This window comes from Tangfeifania diversioriginum, from assembly GCF_900141875.1.
In the GTDB taxonomy this organism is placed as follows: domain Bacteria; phylum Bacteroidota; class Bacteroidia; order Bacteroidales; family Prolixibacteraceae; genus Tangfeifania; species Tangfeifania diversioriginum.
Map to the genome: position 1 here is coordinate 98,241 of NZ_FQZE01000012.1, position 24,784 is coordinate 123,024.

The window sequence follows — 24,784 nt, forward strand, 5'->3', positions numbered from 1 at the left end:
TAAACTTATGCTCTTTTTGATTTTTCCCACCCTGCAGGCTGACCTCCCCTGAAGTATCTTAAAATTCCTCTTAATGCGGCATAATTAATGGATAAAAAGTAGTAGGGAATAAAAAGGATTTTAAACCTGATTTTCCGGTTTTCGAAATACCACCCTATAGCTGCCAGCAAATAACACAACACCTGAAACCAGAAAAACAGGGTGTAAAAATCAGGTTGACTCCATGCATTATTTTGCCAAACGATAAAAGCATTGAATACGAAAAGTAAAAACAACGAAAGAGGTGCGATGGTCCAGCGCAGCACTTTATGCGACACATATTGCCAGGACAGCACCCCGTGCTGAAAAGGGTTCAGCAGCGATTTTAACCTGAAAAGCGCCTGAATTCCTCCGGCGGCAATTCTGATTTTCCGTTTTAATTCTTCTTTAACATTTAATGAAGCCGTTTCTTCTGCGTAGGCATCAGGTGTGTATGAAATTTTGTAGCCGCGCAGTGCTATGCGCAACGAAATAATAAAATCATCGAGAATGGTATCCGTTTCCACTTCTTCGAAAAGCTCCCTCCTGATGGCAAAAAGCTCGCCCACTGCTCCCACAGCGGAATTTAATTCTGCATCCAGTTTTTTTACCCACGATTCAAATTTCCAGTACAACCCTTCTCCGGCAGCTGCTGCAGCATCTGATGGTTTTTCAATAATGCGTTTTTCGCCGGCCACGCAACCGGTTTCCGGGTTGGCAAACTCGGCCACAATACTGCGAACAGTATTTTTACTTAGCAGTGTATTGGTATCGGAAAAAATTACAACAGGTGCCTTCACAAATTGCATCCCGCGGTTCATGGCATTCATTTTCCCACGCCGTTCGGGCTGATGGTAAACTTCAAGATTACTGTAATTTTTTAGTATTTCGGGTGTTCCGTCGTCTGAGCCGTCAGTTACCCAAATGTACTGCACCTTATTTTTGGGATAATCGAGCTGAAACGAATTTTCCACTTTCTGTGCAACATAATCTTTTTCATTGTAAGCGGTTACAAAAAGGCACACTTCGGGCTCGTAATCATTTGTATTTTTTTTCTTTTTGCCGAGGAAGAGTTTTCTCAATTGAACCGCTACATACAAAACCAATGCATACCCCACGAAGGTGTAAAAAAGAAGAAATAAAAGCAGCCAGAAAAATAGCTTCAAAATCATTCGGTATGCTCTTTATAAAACCGGGCCAAAGCACCGGCAAGGGCTAAGTTATCAAATTTTTCGTGGATATACTCAATGGCGTTACGACTAATCCTGTCGTAAAGTCCCTGGTCGTTTACCAGTCGCCCGATTTCATTCACAAATTCAATTTCATCGTTGGCAATCAGAATATTTTCGCCCGAAGTTGTCGAGATGCCTTCATTACCGATTGGAGTGGTAACAATTGGTTTCCCGAGGGCCATTCCTTCAATAATTTTAATTCGCATTCCACTGCCCGAAAACAGGGGTACAACCATTATCGATTTTGAATTCATGAACTGGTAAGCGTCCGGTATTTCACCTTTAAAAACAATATTAGGCGCATTAAAATAGCGCGTCAGCCAATCGGGTGCATTCCGGCCGGCAATGTAAAAGTTCAAATCCGGAAATTTTTGATGGATCAACGGCCAGCATTTTTCAATAAACCAAATCAATCCTTCCTGATTGGGAGCCCACTCCAGCGATCCTATGTGAAAAAGAGACGGATGCTCCAAATTTTTCGAATGCGGGAAAAGGACGTTGGTATCGATTCCTGTGGGAGAAACATGCACCGGTTTCTTATTCCCCAACCGATTAAGAATTTCCCCGTCGCGCTCGGTAATTGGTACCAATAAATCATAATCGTTCAAAAATCCTTTTTCAAATGTTTTTATGCGTTTGGCCAGAATTTTCAGGTAGATCTTCTTTATTCCTTTCGAAAGCGCTGCAGTACGTTCCCATATTTCGTGTTCAATATTGTGGGCACGATAAGTTATTTTTGCTTTGGAATACTTGCGGATAAGCGGAATGTAGGGGCAAACATACAATCCTTCGAGCTGCACCACATCAAACTCATTTTCTTGCAAAACTTTTTTCAACTCACAGGAAAATGATTTTGAAATAAAACGCACAGCATTGTAAGGTTTTCCTGAAAATAACAAATTGAATAAAGCTGCAAACCCCGATGTATGTGCCGGCACATCAACCAGGCGAAACTGCGCCCAGTCCTGCACCGTCTCTGGAATTTCATTACTGTCAATGTGGTGTTTTACGGTGTTCATTGCCAAAACGGTAACCTCATGGCCGAGAAGTGCAAAACCGCTGGTCATGTTCATGCAGGCAATGGCCCCGCCGTCTTTTGCAGGGAATGGTACTTTATTGGTTACCTGAAGTATCTTCATTTTTTTTGCTAAACTTTCGGGTTAACTTATCAATCCCTAATTTACTGAATAATTTACTGTATGTTTCGGCGCTCATAAGTGCCGCATCGGTAGCTGCTTTATAGGAAAGCCAAATCCCCAGGGGTAAAAATACAAAGGTAGAAAACCACATTCCGCCCGCCATATCCCAAACATCTTCACGGGCCGATTTTTCACCGGTCATCGATATGATATAATAGGCAATAAACATTAAAATAGAAATTACAACAGGCATACCCAAACCACCTTTCCGGATTATGGCCCCCAATGGGGCTCCAATAAAAAAGAAGATAAGCACTGCCAGCGAAAGGGTATATTTTTTATGCCGCTCCATGGAATACTTGTTGAGTGTTTTTTTCCGGTTGTAAAGCTGGTCGTCGTACATATTGAGGGTTTGCACATTGCCCCTGGCAGCACTCAGGGCACTTTGCGTGATTTCAGCTTTCACCCAATTATCCTGGCGTTCAAAAAATTCATCGAAATCAAAAATTGAATCGGGCTGAATCTGAATATCGCGTTTAAGCGAATCGTGCGAAACTGTTAAGTTGTAAATTTTGGAAATAGTAGCCGAATTCAGGTTGATTTCCATGATAAATTTATTCAGCCTCTTTTTGTAATCGTTGCCAAGCGAATCTTCCATGAACCTGAGTTGATCAATATTCAGCATCCGGTAAGTATTCTTAAAAATACGGTCGTCACGCCGGTTAAAATCAAACCCACGTACTTTTACCCTGATGGTTTGTTCATCAAAGCGGTCGCGCCTGAATGGGAATTTGTCCTGCTCTTTTCTGCTGCGGGCGGTTTCCGAATAATTTACGCCATTATAAAGATTCAGCACCATAAACTTTTTGTCTTCTGTAATCCGCAGATAACCGGAATCGGCAACAGTAACACTCTCATTTGTTTTGTTGTTGGTATGGTCGTAAATGAGGAGGTCCTTCAGCATGTTTGTGTTATTGTCTTTACTTCCCACGCGAATACTGTAGCCATCCATTTCATTGGTAAATACACCTTCCTGCAGCACAAGCTCGGGGCGTTGCTGTTTCACACTCCACAGCAAAGTTGTAAACTTCAGGTTGGTGTGTGGTAAAATATTATTTGAGAAATAGAATGCTGTAGCAGAAATAATTATGGCGATTACGAACAGGGGCTTCATAATCCGGTGTAACGAAATACCTGATGATTTCATGGCTACCAGCTCGTAATTTTCACCCAGCGATCCGAAAGTCATAAGCGATGCGAGCAGCATGGCCAGCGGAAATGCATAAGGGAGCAAACCAAAAGCGGCATAGAAAATCATTTCGCCCAACACGGCAAAATCGAGCCCTTTCCCAACCAAATCATCAACATATTTCCATAAAAACTGCATCAGCAGTATAAATACTACAATGAAAAAGGTCATAAAAAATGGCCCCAGAAAAGATTTTATTATGTACCAGTGCAGCCGCTTCATATATAAAGTTTCTTTTACCGAAACGTGTACAAAACTAAGGTATTTTAAGAATCCTGAAAGTAAAAAAAAGTTAAGTTATCTTTTTGAAGTCTAAAACTTCACATTTGCATAAGTTCAGGGTTTTGATTAAGCAATAATTTAGAACATATGATTTTATGAACCCAGAATATGTTTTAAATCGGCTATTTGAGAATTCCACAAATCTGTAGTTTCTCCCCGTTCATCCTCTTCGGCAAAATCGATAACAATTAACGAAACATCGTTGGTCAGTTCGTCCTGCGAAATTCGGAACTCAAAATAGGAATCTTCGCCGTCGAGCCATGTAAAACGCACCAGCTTGTTTTCTTTACGCAGTGAAATTTCGGCAGATTGTTCCGAACCTTCCCAAATAAAAGTAAATTTTTTGCCCTGAACGCGCACATCGTCGGCAAACCACTCAGCAAGCCCCGATGCTGTGCTCAACCTGTTATACAAAACTTTAGGAGAGCAGTTAACTACATATTCAAGCTGAATTTTCACTTTATCATCCATGTCCTGTTTTTTGGCAATATAGTTATTCTGTTTTTAAGAAACAACAGGCTGCTAAATCCCTTATTTTATTTGCAGTATTTTTTAGACGAAATATCAGGCTGAAAAAAAATAAATACTATATTTGCACCTCGAAATTTTGAGGCAGGGAAACAAATCCAGGCTTTAAAAAATTTGAAATAATGACGAGGTAGCTCGGCTGGTTCCCCGTCCGAACGGAGTCATCCGGGCGGGGAGCGCCCCGATTTGTAATCGGGAAGGTCGGCGGGGCAATCCTTAAAGTTCAGTAAAGAAATAATGGCGAGGTAGCTCAGCTGGTTAGAGCGCATGATTCATAATCATGAGGTCGGCGGTTCGGGTCCGCCTCTCGCTACATTTTTAAACAATAAAGACCTGTAAATGAAATATTTGCAGGTTTTTTATTTTAAAACGGTACACATGCGGTACACATTCCCATGTTTGGGTACAAAAAAAGGCGACAATGTTGCCGCCCTTTTCCCTTTTTATAGTGTTGCGTAATGTCGCCTTAAAAAACCATTTCTTCAGGGTGCAAAATTACTTCGTTTTCGGTTTCGGAAATAAAACCAGGTTCCACACCTTGTATAAAAAACAGGGGTGTATCAACTTCCATTTCATTCAAAGTATCTTTGATTTCCTGCAACTGCAGTTGTGCCTGTTTTAATTTTTCCCACAGTTTACGCTGCTCAATGGATTCCAGAAAAACGCTGCAATATTCTTTTTTCAGATAGTCCAGGTCTGCATCAGTCAAAAGGATTTCACCGTTTTTAATTGTGAAATTCTCTGCAAGTAGTGGTAAATCCCGGCTGCCAAAAAAACGTGCTTCACTGAATTTCTTTGTGAGTTGTCCAGCCTGTTCTTTAAATCCTTCCAGTACTTGTTTAACTTCTCTGCGGAGTGCATCGGAAATAAATTTAGATTGGTAGTTCTGCAAATCTTTTTCAGCGGTTTGCCAAACTTTCTTCTCAATGGTCTCAAAATTACCTTGCAGAATTTCTTCCAGCCGTTTGCGGTTCAGGTTCCCGATTGATAAATTTTTGTAATGGTGGTTGATTAGCTGTAAGATTCTCAATCCTTTGTTGTGTACAATTTCAAGTGCCTTCTGTTTGTAAGTGTCTGTGAACAGTAATTCTTTCTTTTCTTCCATGTCGTGAATTATTTAAAAGTGAATTATTTACGATTGTTGCAAGGCATAAAGACTATGCCGCCGGGGTAACTATTTATGAATTCCTGTGATAGTTCGTGTTTCAAACTGTTGTCGGAATAGTATTTCTCATTGTGAGTAATGACAATCATTCCATTTTCGGCTCCGTTTTCTAAAAAAATGCCTTCTTTAACTTTCATTTCACCTGAATTAATTTTTTTCAGGATTTGCAGTTTAGCCTCTTTTGGCAGGTCTCTAATCTTCATCATTTTGCTGTGATTTTTGAAGTAAGTTTTCTAAAATATAGTTTAACTGTTCGTCTGTAAGGTTCTGAAAATTCAAATCCAGCGTCCCTTCAGTGGGCCGGGGCAAAGTGAAGGATAATAATTTAGTGAGCATGTCCAGTCGTTGCCGGGGTTCCAATTCTTTCAAGTCCCGGTTAACCTTTGCCGGGGTGAAATTCTGTTTAAGAATTCCGTTTAAAATCCCTTTGGCCTCTGTGGTGGTAAGGTTCCGGGTTCCTTTCGGTCGGCCTTTAGGGTTGTTGGTCATTCCTTTTTTAAGTCCCATACTTTTGATAATTTTTGTTGTTTACAGAAAGTCTGTTTTTTATCAATTCCAGTTTTTCCGGATCGGCCAGTTGTTCGGTCGGCCAAAGTTTCAGTCCTTTTCCTTCCACATTCTCATAACTATTCCATGTGTTGTTTTCCGGGTTCCGACGAGGGTTGCTTAATTTGCACCGTATTTTGTGCGCAATTTCAGAAAACCATGCTTCCAGTGGTTCACACTGATTTCGGGTTTTCCATTTTTTGGTTAACAATGATTCGAGTTTTTTCTGGTAGTTGCCATACTCATTCTCAAAGTACCATTTTATGTCTGTTTGTGTGAGGTATTTTTTTGAGGGTGAAGGGTGTTTTATTTCAAGTCCTGTTACTATACAGTGAGCAACCAAATAACTGTTTATTGTAGTGTTAGAAGGTTGCATTTTTTCATTTTTTGCAGTTTCTGCAAAGTGGTTAGAAGGTTGCATTTTCTTTTTCAATGGTTCAGGTTTAAAAGTGGTTAGAAGGTTGCATTTTTTTTCAATCAGTTCAGCAATTTGTTTGCTGATTTCTCCGCCCTCTGCAAGTTCAATAAATCGTTTCTTTTTTCGGGTTCGTTGGTATTTATTCAATCCCTGCCAGAATTCAGGATAACGGCCTTCAATGAATAGTTGCCGGTCTTTAGGGTTTGTAATTGATTCCGGTTTAGTTGCAGGATTAAATAATAAAATACCGTTCCAAACATCCAGCAACATTTTTTTTAATGGTACGTAGGTTGCCGGGTCTTTCAGGTCTGCAAGTGTTAACCCGGTCAAGTTATATTTTTCTTTTAAATACCTCATCCGATGGATTTTAACCTCAAACCTTAATAAGTGATAAGGTAAACCATACTGTAATGATTTGTTATAAACTTTGATAGTGAATCTTTGAGTTTCACATTTGCGGCCAAACCCTTTGCCCTGAACGTGCAGCGGTGTAAATGGATTGTTCCGGTATATTACCAGGGTTTTTATCAATTTAGATGGATCGTCATTCAAAGGTATGTTCACACCAACTTCGATAAAATTAATAAACGCCCTGTGTTCGTCAAATTGGAACGTTTCAGCGAGTTTCTCAATGGTTTCCTTAACATCATTCAGATAAAAGTCCCGGTAATTGCTGCCGCCTTCTTTGTGCTTGTGGGGGCTGCCCTTCATGCTGACTTTTTCACCTTTAACCACAAACTTTAGTTCTTTCCAGTGTGCCACTTGTGCCCGGTTCATCATTTCGCCGGTGGTGGCGACGTTTGAAAGCGGAAATGTCAGCCGGTCATTGTTCAGGATTTCATCCGCCGGGACTGGTAAGTCATGTATTTTCAGATAATCTACAATCATGCCTGTTTAGAAGTTTGCCATGTCTTCTTTTAATTCCTTTGGGAAATAATAAATTTCACGTCCGATCCTGTGGTATCTCAATTTACCACATTTGCGGTATTTACTTAACGTTTGTCGGGTTTTTCCAAACATGGTGCAAACTTCTTTTTCACTGATAGGATCGTCCGGGGTTTGGATTTCCTTAATGATACGGTTTGCGGTACGTTCAGCAATTTGAACAGCGAAGTCCTGTAATGCTTCACCGTTTACCTCTAATCGTAAACTGTTGGCAGGATTTTCAAGTAATTCGGTTAAATTCATTTGTCATTTTTTTAAATATTTACACCAAAGATAAATTCAATGTAAGCACCTGACAAACAAACTACTACCTAAGTAATACAATTTTTTTTTTGTTTATTTAGGTAGTTATTTTTTAGGAATTTACAGCACGTAGTTTGTTCTCAATTTCTTTGATAATTTGGTCCCGGTCGCCGGGGTGCAGAATTCCAATGAGTACGCAAAGTTTACCCATAAAGAAATGAAGTTGCCGATCTGATTCATATTTCCTATCCGTTTCCCTTTTGATGAATTTTTTCACGCTGCGAAGAAACAAGCCAGTGAAATATGATTGATTTCGTAATAGTCCCTTTTCGGGTGTGCCGAATTCATTTAACCATTGTTGCACCTCTGTTATTATTTGGCCTCTCTCATCGTTTTTAACCCGGAATGATTCATCAATAAAATTGCCTTCATACTCAATATGCTGGTTTAGCTGGTTCCACTTTTTCCCGATGAACATTTCAGAAACGGTATCAAAAATAAAATCTTCATACTGCGATAATAAAACGGGGTCTGTTATATAGTGGCTCCGGTGGTGTTCTTTAGCAATGAGGGTTTGAAATATTGGTTTATCGGTGGTGGTTGTACTTCTTTTTTTAAGCAGGTGCATAAAAAGATTGAACAATTCCCTTTTATACTGCATGTTTTTTTTATTCTCATGTTTGGGTGTAACATTCTCTGAACGGAAACGAACAACCTTTGCGACAAAATATAGCTTGCTAAGGATTTCGGTATTTTTTGAAATACCATGTTCAGCGCAAAGTTTTTCCACCTCATCTTTAACCGGACTTGTTTCGTTTAAAGTTTTCCAAAACTGTTTGTCGTCCGGGAAATGTCCAGCAAAGTATTTTTTCAGCAATTCCATTTTAAGCAGTTTTGGATTCCGGTTTAACTACCTTCATAATATCGGTAACGCTGCGTGTCTTTTCTAAATTTGTCCTCAATGATTCCCGGTCTTTGTCAATGTATCGTTTCAGGGTTTTATAGTCGGTGTGCCCTGTAATTTCCATTACCTGATTTACCGGCACACGGTACACGTTTAACAGGATTGAAACGGCTGTACGTCGTGCCATGTGAGTAGAAATAACCTCATGCAATTGTTTGGTAATGTTCAGTTTTTTATTGCCTTGTGAACGGTTTATTTCAACATCCCGGTTTAGTTTTGCTTTGGCTGCTGCAAGTTTTAAATAATCGTTTGTTTTTTGATTGCTGATAGCTGGTAGTTCGTAATTGTATTTTTTCAAAATATCCATTGCCGGGGCTGAATATCCTACCAGTGGAATAATCGTTTCTTTTCTGGTTTTCAGTGCCTCAAATATCCATGTGTCAGTGTGTAAATCTTTCCTATCAAAATTTTCTATGTCGCCCCACCTTTGCCCGGTGAAGGCCTGAAAACAAAATAAATCCCTTGCACGTTCCAAACTGGGTGTTTCTCTCAAATCATATTCATAAAACTTTTTCAGTTCGTGAATTGTCATCGTTACAATGTCAAGGTTATAATTCCTTTTTGCCCTGAACTGTGAATGTTGGAATATGTCGTTTGAATGAAAACCACGTTCATAGCTCCAACGGAGAAAGTTTTTCAGGTTTTCAACATATTTTGCAGCGGTGTCATCCCGATAACCTTTTGATTTTGTTTTTTGGTTGTATGCTTCATAAAGCAGGTAGGATTTATATTTGTCAATGAAGTTTATATCAATATTATCGAAATTGAAATACTTGTAATATTTACCTATGAATGTTTCCAACATCTTTTTTGAGCTATTGAATTTCTGAATTGTTTTGTGGCTAAGTTCCTTTGATTTCCTTTCCAAAAATTCATCGTACACTTCAAAGAATGATTTTTCTTTCTCTGAAAACCTGGGTTTGGTGTTGGTGGTAACATATTCCTGAATCAGTTCCCTTAACTGTTCATAGCTGGGTTTCTCATCCAGCAACATTAATTCATCATAGTAATTCTGAACGTTTTCTTTTAAGTCATTCAATCGTTTGTTAAAATTCTGCGATCCGGCTGCCTGCCATTTCATTTGTCGTTTTTCAAAGTCCCAGTGTTTAGGCAAAATTTTCATTCCGGTTTTACAGTGAAAACGATGTGAACGGTCAAAACCTATGGTTAATCGAATAGGGACTTGTTTATCTGAAAGTATAGATTCAAATTTCCGATTTCTCTTTTTTGCATCGGTCGTTTCCCTGATTTCCTTTTGAATTGATTCCGTACCGGGTTTGTACTGATTACGAAGTGTAAAACTATAATTTGCCATGACAATAGGATTTTATGTTTTAGTTTATTTTGCTGTAATTCAGATTATTATAAGAGGTGTGTACCGTATGTGTACCGTTTTTCAAATTTTGTTCGATATACCTGTTTTTATAATTCATTGATTAACTGATATTTATTAAAATAAAAAGTGGTACACATACGGTACACATTCCCTTTACAAAGGTAATATTTTATTTTACAATGAGGTAAAAAGGAAATATTAAAAAACGATGAAAGTGTCTGTTTACAGTAACTTTGAAGGATATTTTTTGAACATTTGAGTTAATAAAAATTGGCGCGCCTCTCGCTACTTGAAAACAAAGGGAAGTCAATTTTGTGCTTCCCTTTTTTCTTATGTCTGAAAACTCCGGCTTTTCTGAAAGAAACTACAGTTGCACTTACCCCCTGTTCCTCGGTCACCTAAAACCGTGTCTGGTTCTCTTTGGTTTTTCGTCAAAATTGGCATTTATCAATTTTTTAAGTAAACGAACACTGTTTTTTTAAACGCTGTTTACTATTTTTGCAATAAAGATTTTTAGCTATGGCAACATACACCATTACCATTAACGAAAAAACAAAGGCCGGCAAAAAGCTGGTAGCCCTCCTGGAATCATTAAACGAAGTGGTTTCAATATCGGAAATTCGGAAAAGCAAAGGACTGGATGAGGCCCTGGAAGATGTTAAACATGGCCGTGTTTGGGAAGCTAAAAACGCAAAGGACCTCATCAATAAATGTCTTTAGTGATGTATTCCATCCGATTTACCAACAGATTTAAAAAGGATGTCAAGCGATGCAAAAGAAGAGGGTATAATCTTTCCGAACTTGAACATGCAATTGATATTCTGCAAGCCAGCGGCAAATTGCCACCCAAATATAAAACTCATGTTTTATCCGGTCAGTATGCCGGTTTATGGGAATGCCATTTAAAACCCGACTGGCTTCTTGTTTGGGATCAAAGCGACAAAGAACTTACCTTACTATTTATGGCCACCGGTACTCATTCGGACTTATTCTGATTCCTTTTTATAGACTAAAGAAATTCGGAAAATACTGTCTAAATGTACGGGCTTATCCCGGCGGTGGAAAAAAATCCCTTTATTTTTTCCTATAAAGCTACCTTTCAACTTAATCCATGAATCATACTCGATTGGAAAGGAGATATTGTGACTGTAGATCATAAGGTCGGCGGTTCAATTCTCGCTCTCGCTACCGGAAAAGGGGAAACTGATAAACAGCGTTCCCTTTTTTAGTTGGAAAATCCTTGTAATGGCAAGGCTCACTTCAAAATCTACGCTAACTTCTGCAAATAGTCAAAAGCAAATTATTAATTCCCATCCACCAGATACTTTTTAAGAATTGCGGTTTTAGGGTTTTTCAAAATTTCGTCGGGATGGCCTTGTTCAATAATTTCGCCATAATACATAAAAACAACATGGTCAGCCAGTCGGAGTGCTTGTCTCAAAACATGTGTTACCAGGATAATGGTATAATGCTGTTTCAACTCTTTAAAAAGGTTTTCAATTATTTTGGTCGAAATTGGGTCGAGTGCCGAAGTTGGCTCATCTGCCAGAATGATGGCCGGTTTCACTGCCAGCCCTCTGGCCAGGCAAAGCCGTTGTTGCTGCCCAATCGATAAACTGGTAACCGGACTTTTCAACCGGTCTTTTACTTCATTCCACAAGCCTACCCGTTTTAGGTTTGTTTCCACGCTGTGTGAAATTAATTTTTTTGAACGTATTCCTTTTAACTTTAAACCGTAAGCCACATTTTTATAAATTGATGCCGGCAGCGGGAAAGGCCTTTGCGATAGCAACCCCATCTTCTGCCGCATAACTGCAAGGTTTTGACCGGCTTTCATAATATCCTGACCATCAATAATAATCTGTCCCGAAACTTTTAGCTCTTTATATAAATCCGTCAGCCGGTTTAAGCTTTTAAGCAGCGTGGTTTTCCCACAACCCGATGGCCCCAGTAAAACAACAATTTTGTTTTTAGGAATTTTAAGATTGATATCTTTAAGGATTTTCCCTTCACTGGTTTTAACATTTAAATTTTTTATTTCGATGATAGGACTATCTTTTTTCATTTCTGCCACTTCTGTTTGGTTTTCCATGGTAACGCTTTCTGATAAAAGATTTGGTTGATATGTAAAAGCCATTTGTTTCATTTTATACTATTTTTTGAATATCGTTTTGAAAGGAGCCTTGCCGAAACACTTATAATTAAAATAATTACCGTTAAAACAATTGCCGCTGCATAAGCACGTTGCCGTACTTCCTCGATTGGAGAGCTTAATTGAAAAAATATGGAAAGGGGCAGTGTTGCAACAGGTTCGTCAAAAGTTACCGGAATATTGTCAGTAAATCCTGCTGTAAAAAGCACCGATGCTGCATCGCCAATTCCACGGCCAAAAGCAAGAAGCAGGGCTGTAATAAAACCTGCAAAGCCCTGTTTGAACAGCACTTTCAAAGCCGTTTCGGTACGGGTTGATCCCAGCGAAAAGGAAGCTTCCTGAAGTTCAACCGGAATGGTTTTTAAAACTTCGTCAAAGGCCCTCACCAATATCGGGGTGATTAATAGCGCCACAGTTATTATTCCGGCTAAAAGCGAGGCATTTAAACCTAAAAACAGCATTGCGGCAAAACCAAATGCCCCGTAAACAATCGACGGGATTCCCCACAACGCGTCAAGAAAAAAGCGAATAGTGTTCTGAGTACGTTTTAACCTGATTAACTGGACATTGATAAACAACGCTGCCGGAAGCCCAATAATTACAGCCAATACCGTGGCTCCGATGGAGAGATAAAAAGAACCCACAATGGCATTTAAAATTCCACCGCCACCGCCAAAATAATATCCACCCTCGGGCATTGAAAATACAATTTCCCACGACAATGCACTAATTCCTTTTTTGAAAACGACAATCAGAAGGTATAACAATATTAGTACAACCGAATAGGCAGCTATAAAAGAGATAATTTTAAAAATCCATTCTTCAATAAGTTTCAACCGGTTCATATCTTTTCTGTTTTATGAATAAAATATCTGAAGAACAGGTTGATAATCAGAATCACAACAAATAACAATAAAGCGGCAAACATAAGCGCCGAATCGTAATCGGGAATCGACATCATTTCGCCATAGTTATTGGCAATTAATGCCGGCAGTGGATAACCTGATTTCAGAGGAGAAAGGGTGATATTCATTGTATTCCCAACAACCATTAAAACAGCAATGGTTTCGCCAAATGCCTTGGCAATTCCCAATCCAAAAGCTGAAATAATTCCCGGGAAACCTTTCCGAATGATGACATGCTTTACCATTTCCCAATGGGTAGCACCAAGCGACAATGAAGCCTCTTTCATACCGACTGGAATAGTATGAAAAACCTCGATAAGCATATTCAGCATATAAGGAATACACATTACTGCCAAAACAATTCCACCCGCAAGCAAACTGTACCCCGAACTGGTTGTGCCGAATAACGGAGCCACTTTATCGGCGACTAACGGAACAATAACCAGTACTCCCCAAACCCCATAAACTACCGATGGGATTCCGGCAAGAATGTCGATAACAGGGAGCATAAAATTCAACAAACGCTGCTTGCCAAATTGCGTGAGGTAAATGGCTGCAAATAAACATAGTGGCGCTGAAAGAATAAAAGCCAGGATGGTTACATAAACCGAACTGAAGATGAAAGGTAAAAAGCCAAATTCTCCTTTCATTGGAAACCACTTTGATGAGAAAAGAAGGCTAATTAACGACTGATGTTGTAGTAACGGGGCAGCTTTCCAATATAAACCGACACCAATAAGCACAGGGATAGCCAGTAAAATATACAAACCTCCCCGCATCCAGATGTTAACTAACATATCTGTTAACCTCCTTTTTCTATTCATATTTTTCACCTTATTGTTCAATTCGAACGTATTATCAAATGCTATTATTTGTCCAAGTTGGCAACCTGTTCATCCAGTCTCTCTTGCGTTAAAGGAACATAACCAGCTCCAGGTACAAATTTCTGTCCTTTAGTCACCACCCACTTCAGGAAATCGAGAGTCGCCTGTTTCGCAGGTTTTCCATTGGCTACCAAATAAAGCTCACGAGCCGGTGGTGAAGGGTATTTCCCTTCGGCGATGGCAGCCAGCACCCGGTCAAACGAGTCATAGAAATTTTCTTCCGCATCTAATTTTCCGTTTTCGTTTACATCAATCGGAATGACTTCTATCCCCGGGTTTTTATTTCCCGTTTTTAAATCGTACAGGTAAATGGTATTATTAAAACCTATTCCCTTTTCATCTTTCACCACTGCATCGGCCAGGCCGGGGTCGCCAAATACGCCAACTCCTCTCAGGTCCTCCTGATTCCCTGCGAGATACGCTGCCCATGTGCCAGCGGCGCCACAGGCATCGGAGCGGGTAAAAACATTAATTGGCAGATCGATTTTAATTCCTGCCAACTGGTTCCAATTGGAATATTTCCCCTCGATATATAAATCCCGAAATTCTTCGCGCGTAATCCCACGTTTATAGAGCGTCTCCACCACAGGATTGGCAGCGTTTGCAGTTGGTATTACTGCATCTTTTGTAACACCAACCCACCAAACGCCCTGGTCAATTTCAGCCTGCAAAATTTCACGTGAGAACATGCCCAGGTCAACTGTGCCCGAAAGCGCATCGGCCATCCCTTTACCAGCGCCACCGGCAGAAATATTAAAACGCACTTCCGGATTTTCCTTTTGATATTCTTCACTCCATTTTACAACAAGCGGATACAAAGCAAAAGCTCCAGAAAGACTAATGGTTTGCTCTTTCTTTTTTGTTGATGTGCAGGCAGCCAACAGAATGATGACGGCTAAAATCAAAGCATTTTTTGTTCTTTTCATACTATTAATATTGTTTATTTATTAAGGTATAGTATGGAACTCGCATGAATTTTAATCATCACCTTGGGCGTAAATATTTTACATGCTCGTTTCATATTCGAATATTTTACTGTTTAATACACGTTAGTTTTTGAATAATACCGGTGTTACCGTTAATTGCAGATACAGAAATTGCGAAAATTTAGTTTCCGGCACGTTTTGAATGGTTTTTAAAGCGTTGGTTGGCAGAAAAAACGAATAGCCGCTCTCCAAAGCACCCCAATTTGAAAACTTATGTTTTAATACCAGGTCGTTTTCATACCCCAGATTTTTACTGATTGGTGTATTTTCATTGGTTTGTGCCAGGCTAAAAAAATGCCCGGTATTTTTCAGGCTGATTTTTGCACTTAGTTTCCAGTTAAAATAGAAATAATAATCAGCCAGACCTCCCTGCTTGGTATGAGAATTAAAACTGCTGAAGTAATCAATCCCTCCAAAAAACCGGTGGCGGCCACCATATAAAACATCGAACAGATGGTCGGTTTTCCCGTTTATGTGTTTATTTCCCGAAAGATAGCTTACTCCAATTCCCGGGGTAATCTTTCCAATTGTGTAGGAAAAATCGGCATCGGCCAGCCAGGCGCTCACTTTTTTACCGGTGTTGTTTTTCCCGAATTGATAGTAAAGGTTTCCTGAAATTGTTAATCCATCTTGTTTGTAGGTTGAATAAACTCCGGTTGTTTGCCGAAAAAACAGTTTGTTTTCAGTTTCCGACTTTGTTACCCCGGAAGCTACATGCGAATAAGAAAGGTTCCAGTTTTCTGTCAACTGGTGCTTTGCCCAAATAAAGTTTAGTGATTTAATGCGATTTGGATTATAGAAGTTATCAGAAGCGTTTTCACCGGTCGAATTCCAACTACTCCCTGCATGAAATTCAATGCTTTCAGTTTTCAACTTGTAAACTACCGCATCGTATGCAATTCCGTTTTGATTCCAGTTTCGGGCCGCAAAAATACGTTGATTGTCGTAAACCAGTTGCTGCCTGCCAACAGATAACCAGCCGTTTTGCCCAGTTTTAAGCTGAACAAATGCCTCAAACAAATCGAGCGAAGCGTAATCGCCAAAAACTCCCGTAGAACTGCTCAATTGTTCATCGCCCCAAACCCTTACATTCTGAGGGGTAAACTTTAATTTTAAGTTTTCATTTTCGAAAATGAATGAAATGCGTGTGCGTTGAGAGATGAATGCTGCCGGGGTGCTTCCTTCAGCAGCAAGTTTTTTATACCCATCGCGCAGTTCAAAACGGTTTCGGTATTGAGCATCAATTGTAAATTGGGCAAATCCGCCTTTTGATAGTAAACAGACTATTAATAAGGTAAAAATATAGCTGCTATTTGAACTTGATTTTGCTTTTCCTGAACCGGATATTACCCCGAAACGATTATTGATGCCAAACATAACTTTTGCATTATAAACTTACGTTACAAAAGTATTTTGGCTTAATCGATAAATAAACAGTCAAAAAACGTAAATTACAAACTACGTTTAAAAACGTAGGAAACTATTTTTCAAATTTGCAGCAACCCGTTTTTTATGGCGTAAATTACCAGGTTGGCCGTATTTTTCGATTGTGTTTTTTGTAAAAGATTTTCACGGTGTTTGTCAACAGTTCTTTTACTTAAAAATAGCCGCGCGGCAATTTCGCTATTGGTAAACCCCCTGCAAATTAAAAGTAAAATCTCTGTTTCCCGCTCGGTTAATTCACTATCAAATACGTTAAAACTGGCTCTATCCGGGTGTTTCAGAATGTCGTTCAGGATTTCTATGGATATATAACTTTTATCATTACAAACATCGGTAATGGCTTTTTCCACTTCTTCAAAATTGGAATTTTTGAGCAAAAAGCCACAAGCTCCGGCATCAATCATACTCAGGTAATAATTTTTGTCAGAATACATGGATAACGCAAGTATTTTAACTGACGGCTGAATTTGCCTGGCTTTTTTTGCCGCTTCAATTCCGTTCATAACCGGCATTTCAATATCGAGCAAAGCAATATCAACAGGATTGTCTTTTAGTCCCTGTATAAATTCTTCCCCATTGTTTGCTTCGAATATTTTCCCAATAAAATCGAGGTTTGAAAGCAATAATTTTAAACCTTCCCTAAAAAGGGAATGGTCATCAACCAGGTAGATATCAACTTTTTTCATTGCTTTTTTATAATGGGAAAAAGAATTCGATTAAAAAACCATTTTCAGGTGCTGTTGTAATGGTATAATATCCGTTCAGTGATTTTACCCGCGAGAAAATATTATTCAATCCCATTCCTTTATTTTTAACTTTTTCATTTCCTGAATCATAATTAAATCCTATTCCGTCATCCATATATCGCACTTGAACAAATGCTCCCTTTTCTTTTATTTCAACATATACTTTTTGTGGATTGGCATGAACAAAGCTGTTATTTATCAATTCAGATAAAATGCGATATAAATTTATGCTCATTTCTTCCGAAAGTTGCTTTTCTTCTATTTGAAAATCAAATTCGTAACCAATATTTTTCTGAGGAAAAAGTTGAGAAGCCAAAGTTTCGAGAGCCTGTTTCAACCCATAATTTGTTAATAGATGTGGACTGAGATTATTGGCAATTTCCTTTAACGTAATTATTGAATTACTTGCGGCATGATGTGCCGATTCAATAATTTTTCTGTTAACAGGAGTCAAATTTTCGTTGTTTACTGCGCTCAGTGTCATTTTTATTGATGATAAAACAGGCCCCATTCCGTCGTGCAATTCACGTGCAAAAGACTGTCTTGCTTTCTCCTCCGTATTTATTATTGCCGATAAAACTTTATTTTCATTCTCCGCTCTTAACTTTTCAATTTCGTCCTGAAGGTTAAAAATTTTCTTGATAAAAATTACACCAATAAAAATAAATACTGAAATCAAAACTCCTATCCAACCATTTAGTTCGTCGTTTGGAAACAATTTTGATTCCCAGAAAAAACCCGAAAACTCGAATAATCTGCGCAGGGCCATTAGAATAAATGCACACGAAATCAATATCCAGGAAATATTAAACCTGGTACGGCGAATCAAACTAATGGCAAGTATAGTAGCCACAATTTGAAAAAGCATCGAGAGTAGCAAGGCGATTTTTAATGTGGTCATCTTACAAAATATTTATAATGTAAAAAACAAATATTTCGCTGGCAAATAAAATATCTGTCTCTTTTTACAAAAATAGAAAATCTCAACTATTAATTGAGCCCATTATGAATTATAATACTTTCATTTTCAAAGCGTGAATATACTTTTCCCGATTTTGTAATATCCTGATTATAATGAAATAAAAATTATTTTGCAGAAGTTTTTCTGTTAGCTGTTGCATGGCAGTTTTCCAGAATAAACTAAAAATGCATCATAAATTCAACCGAATAAACTTATGAAAACCATAGGTGAAAAACGCGTTTTTTGTGTCGTAAAAGTAAAGGCGCAAATAAACTGTTAAAACAACTGTCATGAATTTTGCAAAGTGGTCATTTCTATTGGTTTTTATCCTCGCTCTTTTTGTTGAAAACGTTTCTGCCCAGCCTGCCCAAAAAGAAATTCAGTACCTGTCGGGAACTGACAATGAAAACACCGTTACCTGGGATTTTTATTGCACCGGCGGGCGCAACAGCGGCGTTTGGACCGAAATCGAAGTTCCGTCGCATTGGGAACAGCAGGAATTTGGCGAGTACGATTACGGACGCGACTACCGCACCTATGGAAAAAAACATAAATACGCCGATGAATCGGGAATCTACAAACATCGGTTCAAGGTTCCGGACGAATGGAAAAACAAAACGGTTTTTATTGTTTTTGAAGGATCGATGACCGATACCGAAGTAAAAATTAACGGGGACTTGGCAGGTCCGGTTCACCAGGGATCTTTTTACAGGTTTCGTTATGATATTTCAGACAAAATTAATTTCGGCGAAGAAAATGAACTCGAAGTGAAAGTTGATAAAGTTTCGGCCAATCACTCCGTTAACCGCGCCGAGCGTTACGCCGACTACTGGATTTTTGGCGGAATTTTCCGGCCGGTGTACCTCGAAGCAGTGCCCGAAGAATTTATCGACCGTGTGGCCATTGCCGCCAATGTCAATGGTGATTTCAAAATGGATGCCTTCCCGGTCAATCTGAAATCGGAACAAACAATTAAAGCAGAAATTTTCGATGCTCAGGGAAACGTTGTAAAAACATGCGAAGCCAGCGCTGGGTTAAACGATTCACTAATTACGCTTTCCTGTAAAATTGAAAATCCGTTAACCTGGACCTCCGAAACGCCAAACCTTTACACAGTAAAAATTTCACTCGTCGATGGCGTTGAAACCCAATACCAGCTGACCGAAAAATTTGGTTTCCGCACCATCGAAATCCGCGAAAACGATGGTGTGTATGTGAACGGTACCAAGGTGAAATTTAAAGGAATTAACCGACATGTTTTCTGGCCCGAAACCGGTCGGTGTGTCAATCCGGATATCGATTTGCTCGATGTTCAGTTGATGAAGGAGATGAATATGAATGCCGTGCGCTGCGCCCATTATCCACCCAATAAATCGTTTCTGCACATTTGCGATTCACTGGGTTTGTATGTACTCGACGAACTGGCAGGTTGGCAAAATGCTTACGATACTGAAGTGGGCAGCAAGCTGGTACGCGAACTGGTCATCCGCGATGTGAACCATCCTTCCATCGTTTTCTGGAGCAACGGAAACGAAGGCGGAACCAATACCGATTTGGACGACGACTTTGCCATTTACGATCCGTCGAACCGGCCAGTTATTCATGCCCATCACCGTCCGGGGAACGACTACAATGGAATCGACTGCAATCATTATGAAAATTATTACAGCGCCAAAAAACTGCTCGAGGGACCGCTGATTTACATGCCCACTGAATTACTGCACGGTCAGGACGACGGTGGAATGGCAGCAGGGCTTGGCGATTTCTGGGAACTGTTCTGGAATTCGGAGTTGTCAGCCGGCCTCTTTCTTTGGGTTTTTGGCGACGAAGGCCTGGTACGCACCGACCTTGACGGCTACATAGATGTAAACCGCGTAAATGCACCCGATGGCGTGGTGGGCCCGCACCGCGAAAAAGAGGCCAGCTTCTTTGCCATGCGCGAGATTTTCAGTCCGGTGAAAATTGAACTGGAAAAACTCCCCGACAATTTTGATGGCACCATTCCGGTTGAAAACCGCTATCATTTTACCAATCTAAAAGACTGCAAATTCGAGTGGCAACTGGTGAAATTCAGCTCGCCGCACAACCGGGGAGCCAGCCATCAGGTAATGGCATCCGGGAAAACTGACAGCCCCGATTTGAAGCCGGCACAGAAAGGTAATTTGAAACTGAATCTGCCGGCCGATTATAAGAATTACGATGCACTGTATGTTAGGGCAGTCAATCCGCATGGAGAGGAAATTTTCGCGTGGAGCTGGAAAACAAACGGCAACAATAACGTGATGGAGCAACTGGTTGAAACCGAACTCACAGAAGCAGAGAAACAGCGCCGCGATGAACTTCGTGCCGCCGGGACCGAGGCAGACAATATTCTGCCCATCCAAGAGCAGCAAGGCGACACATCGGAAGAAGCCGCAAAAGTGGAGTTTTTCGAGAATGATGACGTGGTGGTTTTGAAAGCTTCCGGTATTTCGGTGGCGTTCAGCAAGGAAGACGGCACCATCAAAAAAATCGAAAATGATATGGGGCTGCCCATCCCATTTAACAACGGCCCGGTTTTGGTAAGCGGCGAAGCTGAACTTACCGGTATCCGAAATTTTCCTTCTGCCAAATCGCATGTGGTAGAAATGACCTATTCCGGCGATTTGAAAAAAGTAACCTGGACCATGTACCGAAGCGGCTGGTTGGAAATGAATTACGAATACCAGGTGGAAGGCGAACAATATTTTACCGGCATCAGTTTCGATTTCCCCGAATCGGATATTATTGGCGCCAAATGGCTGGGCAACGGACCGCGGCACGTCTGGAAAAACCGTTTGCAGGGCGTGAAACTGGATGTTTATGAGCGGTTTTACAACGATGTACTGCCGGGTGATAATTCATGGGAATATCCGCAGTTCAAAGGTTATTATTCCGATGTGTCGTGGATAGAATTCAACTCGGTGTACGGCAAATTCACAATGGTTGCCGAGGAGCCGGATTTGTTTGTGCGGTTGTTTGATTTTTACGGCATCTCCGGCCCGAAAAACTACCCGGAACTGCCGGTGGGAAATGTTTCCTTCCTCGATGGAATTCCGCCCGTGGGCACCAAACTGGCCATGGGAATCAGCAACGACACATGGAACCTCGGCCCGGCCGGCGAACTCAACAACATGGAAAAACCGGTGAAGCGAACGCTCTATTTTTATTTTGGGTTGCTGAATTAGGAAATGATTGCTCACTTAAAATTTTGAATAAACCCTGATTTATTTAAAAAAATAGCTGGCCGACAAAATATTCCTGAAAAAATATTTTGCCGGCTTTTTCTTACCGTTTAAATGTTTTATTTTAGACGTAAAGAATTTTGAAATGGACACGAAAGTCACCCTTCAGTTTGATAAGAAAATAATTGAAAAAGCAAAAATGGTTGCTTCAGACAATACCATCAGCTTGTCGCGGTTAACCGAATTTCTGTACCGGGATATTACATCAGAAAATTACAAAACACTAAAAGAATTCCCCATAAACAAATGGGTGAATCAAATTGCAAGAGGTGAAGCCATTTACAAAAGACGAAACCGAATAGACACAAAAAACGATTTTTTCAACCAAACAAAACTTATCTAAAATAATGTCAATCCAAAACAATCCGCAACTTCAGCTTGCACGCGACTTTTTAAGCTACACCGGAGAAAATATTTTTTTGACCGGAAAAGCCGGAACCGGGAAAACCACATTTTTGAAAACGCTGAAAAAAAACTCGCCCAAACGCATGGTAGTGGTTGCGCCAACCGGTGTGGCCGCAATCAATGCCGGAGGAGTTACCATTCACTCCTTTTTCCAGCTGCCTTTTTCGCCTTATGTTCCGGGCGCAAAAATGCAAAACGAAGGAATCCGCAGGTTCAGCAAAAATAAAATCAACATTATTCGCAGCCTCGATTTGCTGGTTATCGATGAAATCAGCATGGTGCGTGCCGACATGCTCGATGCCATCGACGAGGTGTTGCGGCGTTTTAAAAACCGCAGAAAACCATTTGGCGGCGTGCAGTTGCTGATGATTGGCGATTTGCAACAACTGGCCCCGGTGGTAAAAGAAGACGACTGGAACATCCTTCAGAATCATTACGAAACTGCCTTCTTTTTCAGCAGTCGGGCGCTAAAAAATTCCAGCTTTACAGGCATCGAGCTGAAACACATTTTTCGGCAAAGTGACCAGGATTTTATCGATCTACTGAATAAAGTCCGGGAAAATGAAATGAACTTTGACGATCTTAAAAAACTAAACAGCCGGTTCAAACCCAATTTCAATCCACCGGAAGAAGAAGGTTACATCACGCTCACCACGCACAACTACCAGGCAAACCGCATTAATGCCAATCACCTCAACAAACTGTCCACAAAAAAACACACTTTCGAATGTTCAGTAGAAGATGATTTTCCGGAATCCTCCTACCCTGCCAATGCTGTTTTAGAAATCAAAAACGGCGCACAGGTAATGTTTCTGAAAAATGATGCTTCGATTGAAAAAAAATATTACAACGGAAAAATAGGGAAAGTAACCACAATTGATGACGACCAAATCGAAGTACTTTGCCCCGGCGAAACGGAACCGATTATTGTGGAGCGCGCCGTTTGGGAAAATACCAAATACAATTTGAATGCACGAACTTCGGAAATCGAAGAAAATGTGGTGGGGAAATTTGTGCAGTTTCCGCTGAAACTGGCATGGGCCATTACCATCCACAAAAGCCAGGGCCTGACATTTGAAAAAGCTGTTATAGATGCAAAACAGTCGTTTGCCCACGGACAGGTTTACGTGGCGCTGAGCCGCTGCAAAAACCTGGAAGGGCTGGTTTTAAGCACCCCGCTCGATTCCGGCAGCGTCATTAGCGATGAAACGGTAATTGGATTTACCGAAGATGTGGAGCGCAATCAGCCGAATGACAACGATCTTGAAAAGTCACGCAAAAGCTACGAACTGGAACTGATAAAAGAGCTGTACGATTTCAGCTTTGTCATCCGTTCGGCCCACTACATTTTGAAAGTGTGGGAAGACAATGCTGAATTTTTAATGGGCAACCTGAATGAAACGTTGCGTAAAATGCTTGTTCCGGTGAAAGAAGAGATGGCCGATGTGGCAGAACGCTTTTATATTCAGGTAAAAAATTTACTGAATGGTTCCGGCCCGGCTGAAAATAATCCTGCTTTGCAGGAACGCATCCAAAAAGCTACCGGTTATTTTTCAGAAAAAATGGAGCAACTGATTCTGCAACCATTGGACGATGCCGGGTTTCAAACCGATAACCAGGCGTTGCGCAAACGAATTACCGATGCAATTGGCCGGTTGGAAATGGATTTGAATGTAAAAAAAGCCTGCCTCGAAGCGTCCTCGAAAGAGTTTTCTATTCCCTCCTATTTAGAGACACGCGCTGTTGCAGCCATTGAAAAACCTACTTCGAAAAAACGAAGCAAAGTGGCAGCGGTAAATGTGGATCATCCTGAATTCTACAAAAAACTGGTGGAATGGCGCGATTTGAAAGCCGAAGAGACCGGTCTGGCCATATCGCGCGTCCTTCGCCAAAGAGTGATGGCTACAATTGCCAACGAATTGCCTGCAACTTCGTCTCAATTGAAGACTGTAAAAGGAATGGGAGGAAAAAAAATGGAGCAGTTCGGACAGGAGATACTGGCACTGATACTGGAATACCGCAACAAAAAAGGGATGGACATTCCGCTGAATGCCAACGAAGAAGTGGCTCTGGCCGGACTTGGCACCAAAGAGCAATCGCTGAAACTATTTCAGAACGGACTTTCGGTTGTTGAAGTGGCGAAAAAACGCAACCTCGCTCCCTCGACCATCGAAGGGCACCTGGCCCATTTTGTGCAGAAAGGCGAATTGGATATTTTCGAATTAATTCCTCCGGAAAAGTACGAAACCATAAAAACCAAACTCGAACAAAACCCCGACCGGGAAACAACTTCAGAAATTAAAAACAAACTGGGTGATGATTTTTCGTATGGCGAAATCAGGTTGGTGATAGCCGATCTGCAAAAATAAACCGGATAATTTTGGTAGTACACGATATAAATTATCGGGTATTTTAGGCAATGATGCTTTTTGAGGGCTATTCAATTCCTCAAGCTCAAAAACCCGTTTTGTGAATTTTCATCCATAAAATTGGCAATTAATTCAGGTTTAAGCCTACCCTTCAGGTAAATGATGGCATTATCATCGCCGCCAACCAATATTAGCATTTCTTCAATGGATTCTTCATCGGCTTTTCCGAAAATAGTTACCTGTTCGTTGCCGTCACGCACTACCAGTAATTCTTCCAAATCGCCACGTTCGTGCACTGTTTCGTAAAACTCTTTGTGCAGATTGCTGCGTGCATTCAGTTCTTTATCTTCAATGGTGAGCACCTTCACTTTATCGATGCTGCGCAGCAAATCGCGCTCTTCCCTTTCCAGATCGCCCCACATGGCAGCGGAATGAATCAGCCACCCGGGAACAGTAATGGTTGTAACGCCGTCTTTAAACCGGTATTTGGTAAATGCTTCGGAAACACCTGTATCGTATTCGCACGAGGTAAAAAGGAAAAGGAAAAGAACCGGAAGTAGGAATAATCGTTTCATGGCTTACTCGTTTTGTTTATTGTTAGACGC

Annotated in this window: 24 protein-coding genes and 1 tRNA gene; 6 read left to right on the forward strand and 19 right to left on the reverse strand. The window is 40.5% G+C overall.

Features of this window, described 5'->3' with window-relative positions:
* Positions 1-5 precede the first annotated feature (5 nt).
* The 4 genes from BUC07_RS09485 to BUC07_RS09500 all read right to left on the reverse strand — a co-directional run bounded on the left by BUC07_RS09485 (position 6) and on the right by BUC07_RS09500 (position 4,391).
* Positions 6-1,190: a glycosyltransferase family 2 protein gene (locus BUC07_RS09485; RefSeq protein WP_073168775.1), complete on the reverse strand. Its 1,185-nt coding sequence runs from the start codon at positions 1,188-1,190 to the stop codon at positions 6-8.
* A complete protein-coding gene (locus BUC07_RS09490; protein ID WP_073168777.1) occupies positions 1,187-2,389 on the reverse strand; it encodes a glycosyltransferase family 4 protein in 1,203 nt (400 codons plus the stop codon). Before BUC07_RS09490 ends, BUC07_RS09485 begins: the two co-directional genes overlap by 4 nt.
* The gene (locus BUC07_RS09495; protein WP_073168779.1) at positions 2,364-3,860 is read right to left on the reverse strand and encodes an LptF/LptG family permease; all 1,497 of its coding nucleotides are present in this window, start codon (positions 3,858-3,860) and stop codon (positions 2,364-2,366) included. The genes BUC07_RS09490 and BUC07_RS09495 overlap by 26 nt, the downstream gene beginning before the upstream one ends.
* 153 nt (positions 3,861-4,013) lie before the next feature.
* Positions 4,014-4,391, reverse strand: a complete 378-nt coding sequence (locus BUC07_RS09500; protein WP_073168781.1) for an START-like domain-containing protein — start codon at positions 4,389-4,391, stop codon at positions 4,014-4,016.
* Positions 4,392-4,687: 296 nt separating this feature from the next.
* On the opposite strand from BUC07_RS09500, the gene BUC07_RS09505 reads away from it, so the two are divergent.
* Positions 4,688-4,761: transfer RNA gene (locus tag BUC07_RS09505), tRNA-Met, on the forward strand.
* 153 nt (positions 4,762-4,914) lie between these two features.
* On the opposite strand, the gene BUC07_RS09510 is transcribed toward BUC07_RS09505, so the two are convergent.
* The 7 genes from BUC07_RS09510 to BUC07_RS09540 form a co-directional block, all read right to left on the reverse strand.
* Complete coding sequence (locus BUC07_RS09510; RefSeq protein WP_073168783.1) at positions 4,915-5,553, reverse strand: hypothetical protein; 639 nt, start codon at positions 5,551-5,553, stop codon at positions 4,915-4,917.
* A gap of 23 nt (positions 5,554-5,576) precedes the next feature.
* A complete protein-coding gene (locus tag BUC07_RS09515; protein ID WP_073168784.1) occupies positions 5,577-5,819 on the reverse strand; it encodes a hypothetical protein in 243 nt (80 codons plus the stop codon).
* Entirely contained in the window at positions 5,806-6,120 is a 315-nt protein-coding gene (locus BUC07_RS09520; protein WP_073168786.1) for a hypothetical protein, read from the reverse strand. Before BUC07_RS09520 ends, BUC07_RS09515 begins: the two co-directional genes overlap by 14 nt.
* Entirely contained in the window at positions 6,110-7,465 is a 1,356-nt protein-coding gene (locus BUC07_RS09525) for a hypothetical protein (RefSeq protein WP_073168788.1), read from the reverse strand. The genes BUC07_RS09520 and BUC07_RS09525 overlap by 11 nt, the downstream gene beginning before the upstream one ends.
* 6 nt (positions 7,466-7,471) lie before the next feature.
* A complete protein-coding gene (locus BUC07_RS09530) occupies positions 7,472-7,765 on the reverse strand; it encodes a helix-turn-helix domain-containing protein (protein WP_073168790.1) in 294 nt (97 codons plus the stop codon).
* Positions 7,766-7,877: 112 nt separating this feature from the next.
* Positions 7,878-8,648, reverse strand: coding sequence for a hypothetical protein (locus BUC07_RS09535; RefSeq protein ID WP_073168791.1), 771 nt, complete (start codon positions 8,646-8,648; stop codon positions 7,878-7,880).
* Position 8,649: 1 nt separating this feature from the next.
* Complete coding sequence (locus BUC07_RS09540) at positions 8,650-10,044, reverse strand: tyrosine-type recombinase/integrase (protein WP_073168793.1); 1,395 nt, start codon at positions 10,042-10,044, stop codon at positions 8,650-8,652.
* A 540-nt stretch (positions 10,045-10,584) separates the two neighbouring features.
* Here BUC07_RS09540 and BUC07_RS09545 point away from each other — a divergent pair.
* Together BUC07_RS09545 and BUC07_RS09550 are read left to right on the forward strand one after the other, a co-directional pair.
* Positions 10,585-10,785 carry a hypothetical protein gene (locus tag BUC07_RS09545; protein ID WP_073168795.1) on the forward strand — a complete coding sequence of 67 codons (201 nt, stop codon included), beginning with the start codon at positions 10,585-10,587 and terminating at the stop codon, positions 10,783-10,785.
* Positions 10,786-10,787: 2 nt separating this feature from the next.
* Positions 10,788-11,060, forward strand: coding sequence for a type II toxin-antitoxin system RelE/ParE family toxin (locus BUC07_RS09550; protein WP_139279528.1), 273 nt, complete (start codon positions 10,788-10,790; stop codon positions 11,058-11,060).
* A gap of 308 nt (positions 11,061-11,368) precedes the next feature.
* On the opposite strand, the gene BUC07_RS09555 is transcribed toward BUC07_RS09550, so the two are convergent.
* The 7 genes from BUC07_RS09555 to BUC07_RS09585 form a co-directional block, all read right to left on the reverse strand.
* A complete protein-coding gene (locus BUC07_RS09555) occupies positions 11,369-12,211 on the reverse strand; it encodes a phosphate ABC transporter ATP-binding protein (RefSeq protein ID WP_245792681.1) in 843 nt (280 codons plus the stop codon).
* Entirely contained in the window at positions 12,208-13,062 is an 855-nt protein-coding gene (locus tag BUC07_RS09560) for a PstA family ABC transporter permease (protein ID WP_073168797.1), read from the reverse strand. The genes BUC07_RS09555 and BUC07_RS09560 overlap by 4 nt, the downstream gene beginning before the upstream one ends.
* Entirely contained in the window at positions 13,059-13,946 is an 888-nt protein-coding gene (pstC, locus tag BUC07_RS09565; RefSeq protein ID WP_245792682.1) for a phosphate ABC transporter permease subunit PstC, read from the reverse strand. The genes BUC07_RS09560 and pstC overlap by 4 nt, the downstream gene beginning before the upstream one ends.
* A gap of 44 nt (positions 13,947-13,990) precedes the next feature.
* Positions 13,991-14,932 (reverse strand): PstS family phosphate ABC transporter substrate-binding protein, encoded by a 942-nt coding sequence (locus BUC07_RS09570; protein ID WP_073168799.1) that lies wholly within the window; start codon positions 14,930-14,932, stop codon positions 13,991-13,993.
* 123 nt (positions 14,933-15,055) lie between these two features.
* Positions 15,056-16,369 carry an alginate export family protein gene (locus BUC07_RS09575; protein WP_073168801.1) on the reverse strand — a complete coding sequence of 438 codons (1,314 nt, stop codon included), beginning with the start codon at positions 16,367-16,369 and terminating at the stop codon, positions 15,056-15,058.
* A 110-nt stretch (positions 16,370-16,479) separates the two neighbouring features.
* A complete protein-coding gene (locus tag BUC07_RS09580; RefSeq protein ID WP_073168802.1) occupies positions 16,480-17,121 on the reverse strand; it encodes a response regulator transcription factor in 642 nt (213 codons plus the stop codon).
* A 7-nt stretch (positions 17,122-17,128) separates the two neighbouring features.
* On the reverse strand, positions 17,129-18,082 hold the full coding sequence (locus tag BUC07_RS09585) for a sensor histidine kinase (protein WP_073168804.1): 954 nt from the start codon (positions 18,080-18,082) through the stop codon (positions 17,129-17,131).
* Between the two features lie 350 nt (positions 18,083-18,432).
* Here BUC07_RS09585 and BUC07_RS09590 point away from each other — a divergent pair, with 350 nt between their 5' ends.
* The 3 genes from BUC07_RS09590 (at position 18,433) to BUC07_RS21525 (ending at position 24,179) form a co-directional block, all read left to right on the forward strand.
* Positions 18,433-21,348 carry a glycoside hydrolase family 2 protein gene (locus tag BUC07_RS09590; RefSeq protein WP_073168806.1) on the forward strand — a complete coding sequence of 972 codons (2,916 nt, stop codon included), beginning with the start codon at positions 18,433-18,435 and terminating at the stop codon, positions 21,346-21,348.
* A gap of 142 nt (positions 21,349-21,490) precedes the next feature.
* A complete protein-coding gene (locus BUC07_RS09595; protein ID WP_073168808.1) occupies positions 21,491-21,748 on the forward strand; it encodes a DUF6364 family protein in 258 nt (85 codons plus the stop codon).
* A gap of 4 nt (positions 21,749-21,752) precedes the next feature.
* Positions 21,753-24,179 carry a helix-turn-helix domain-containing protein gene (locus BUC07_RS21525; RefSeq protein WP_073168810.1) on the forward strand — a complete coding sequence of 809 codons (2,427 nt, stop codon included), beginning with the start codon at positions 21,753-21,755 and terminating at the stop codon, positions 24,177-24,179.
* Between the two features lie 71 nt (positions 24,180-24,250).
* Here BUC07_RS21525 and BUC07_RS09605 read toward each other — a convergent pair whose 3' ends face one another.
* Complete coding sequence (locus tag BUC07_RS09605; protein WP_073168811.1) at positions 24,251-24,754, reverse strand: DUF4252 domain-containing protein; 504 nt, start codon at positions 24,752-24,754, stop codon at positions 24,251-24,253.
* Positions 24,755-24,784: the final 30 nt, after the last annotated feature.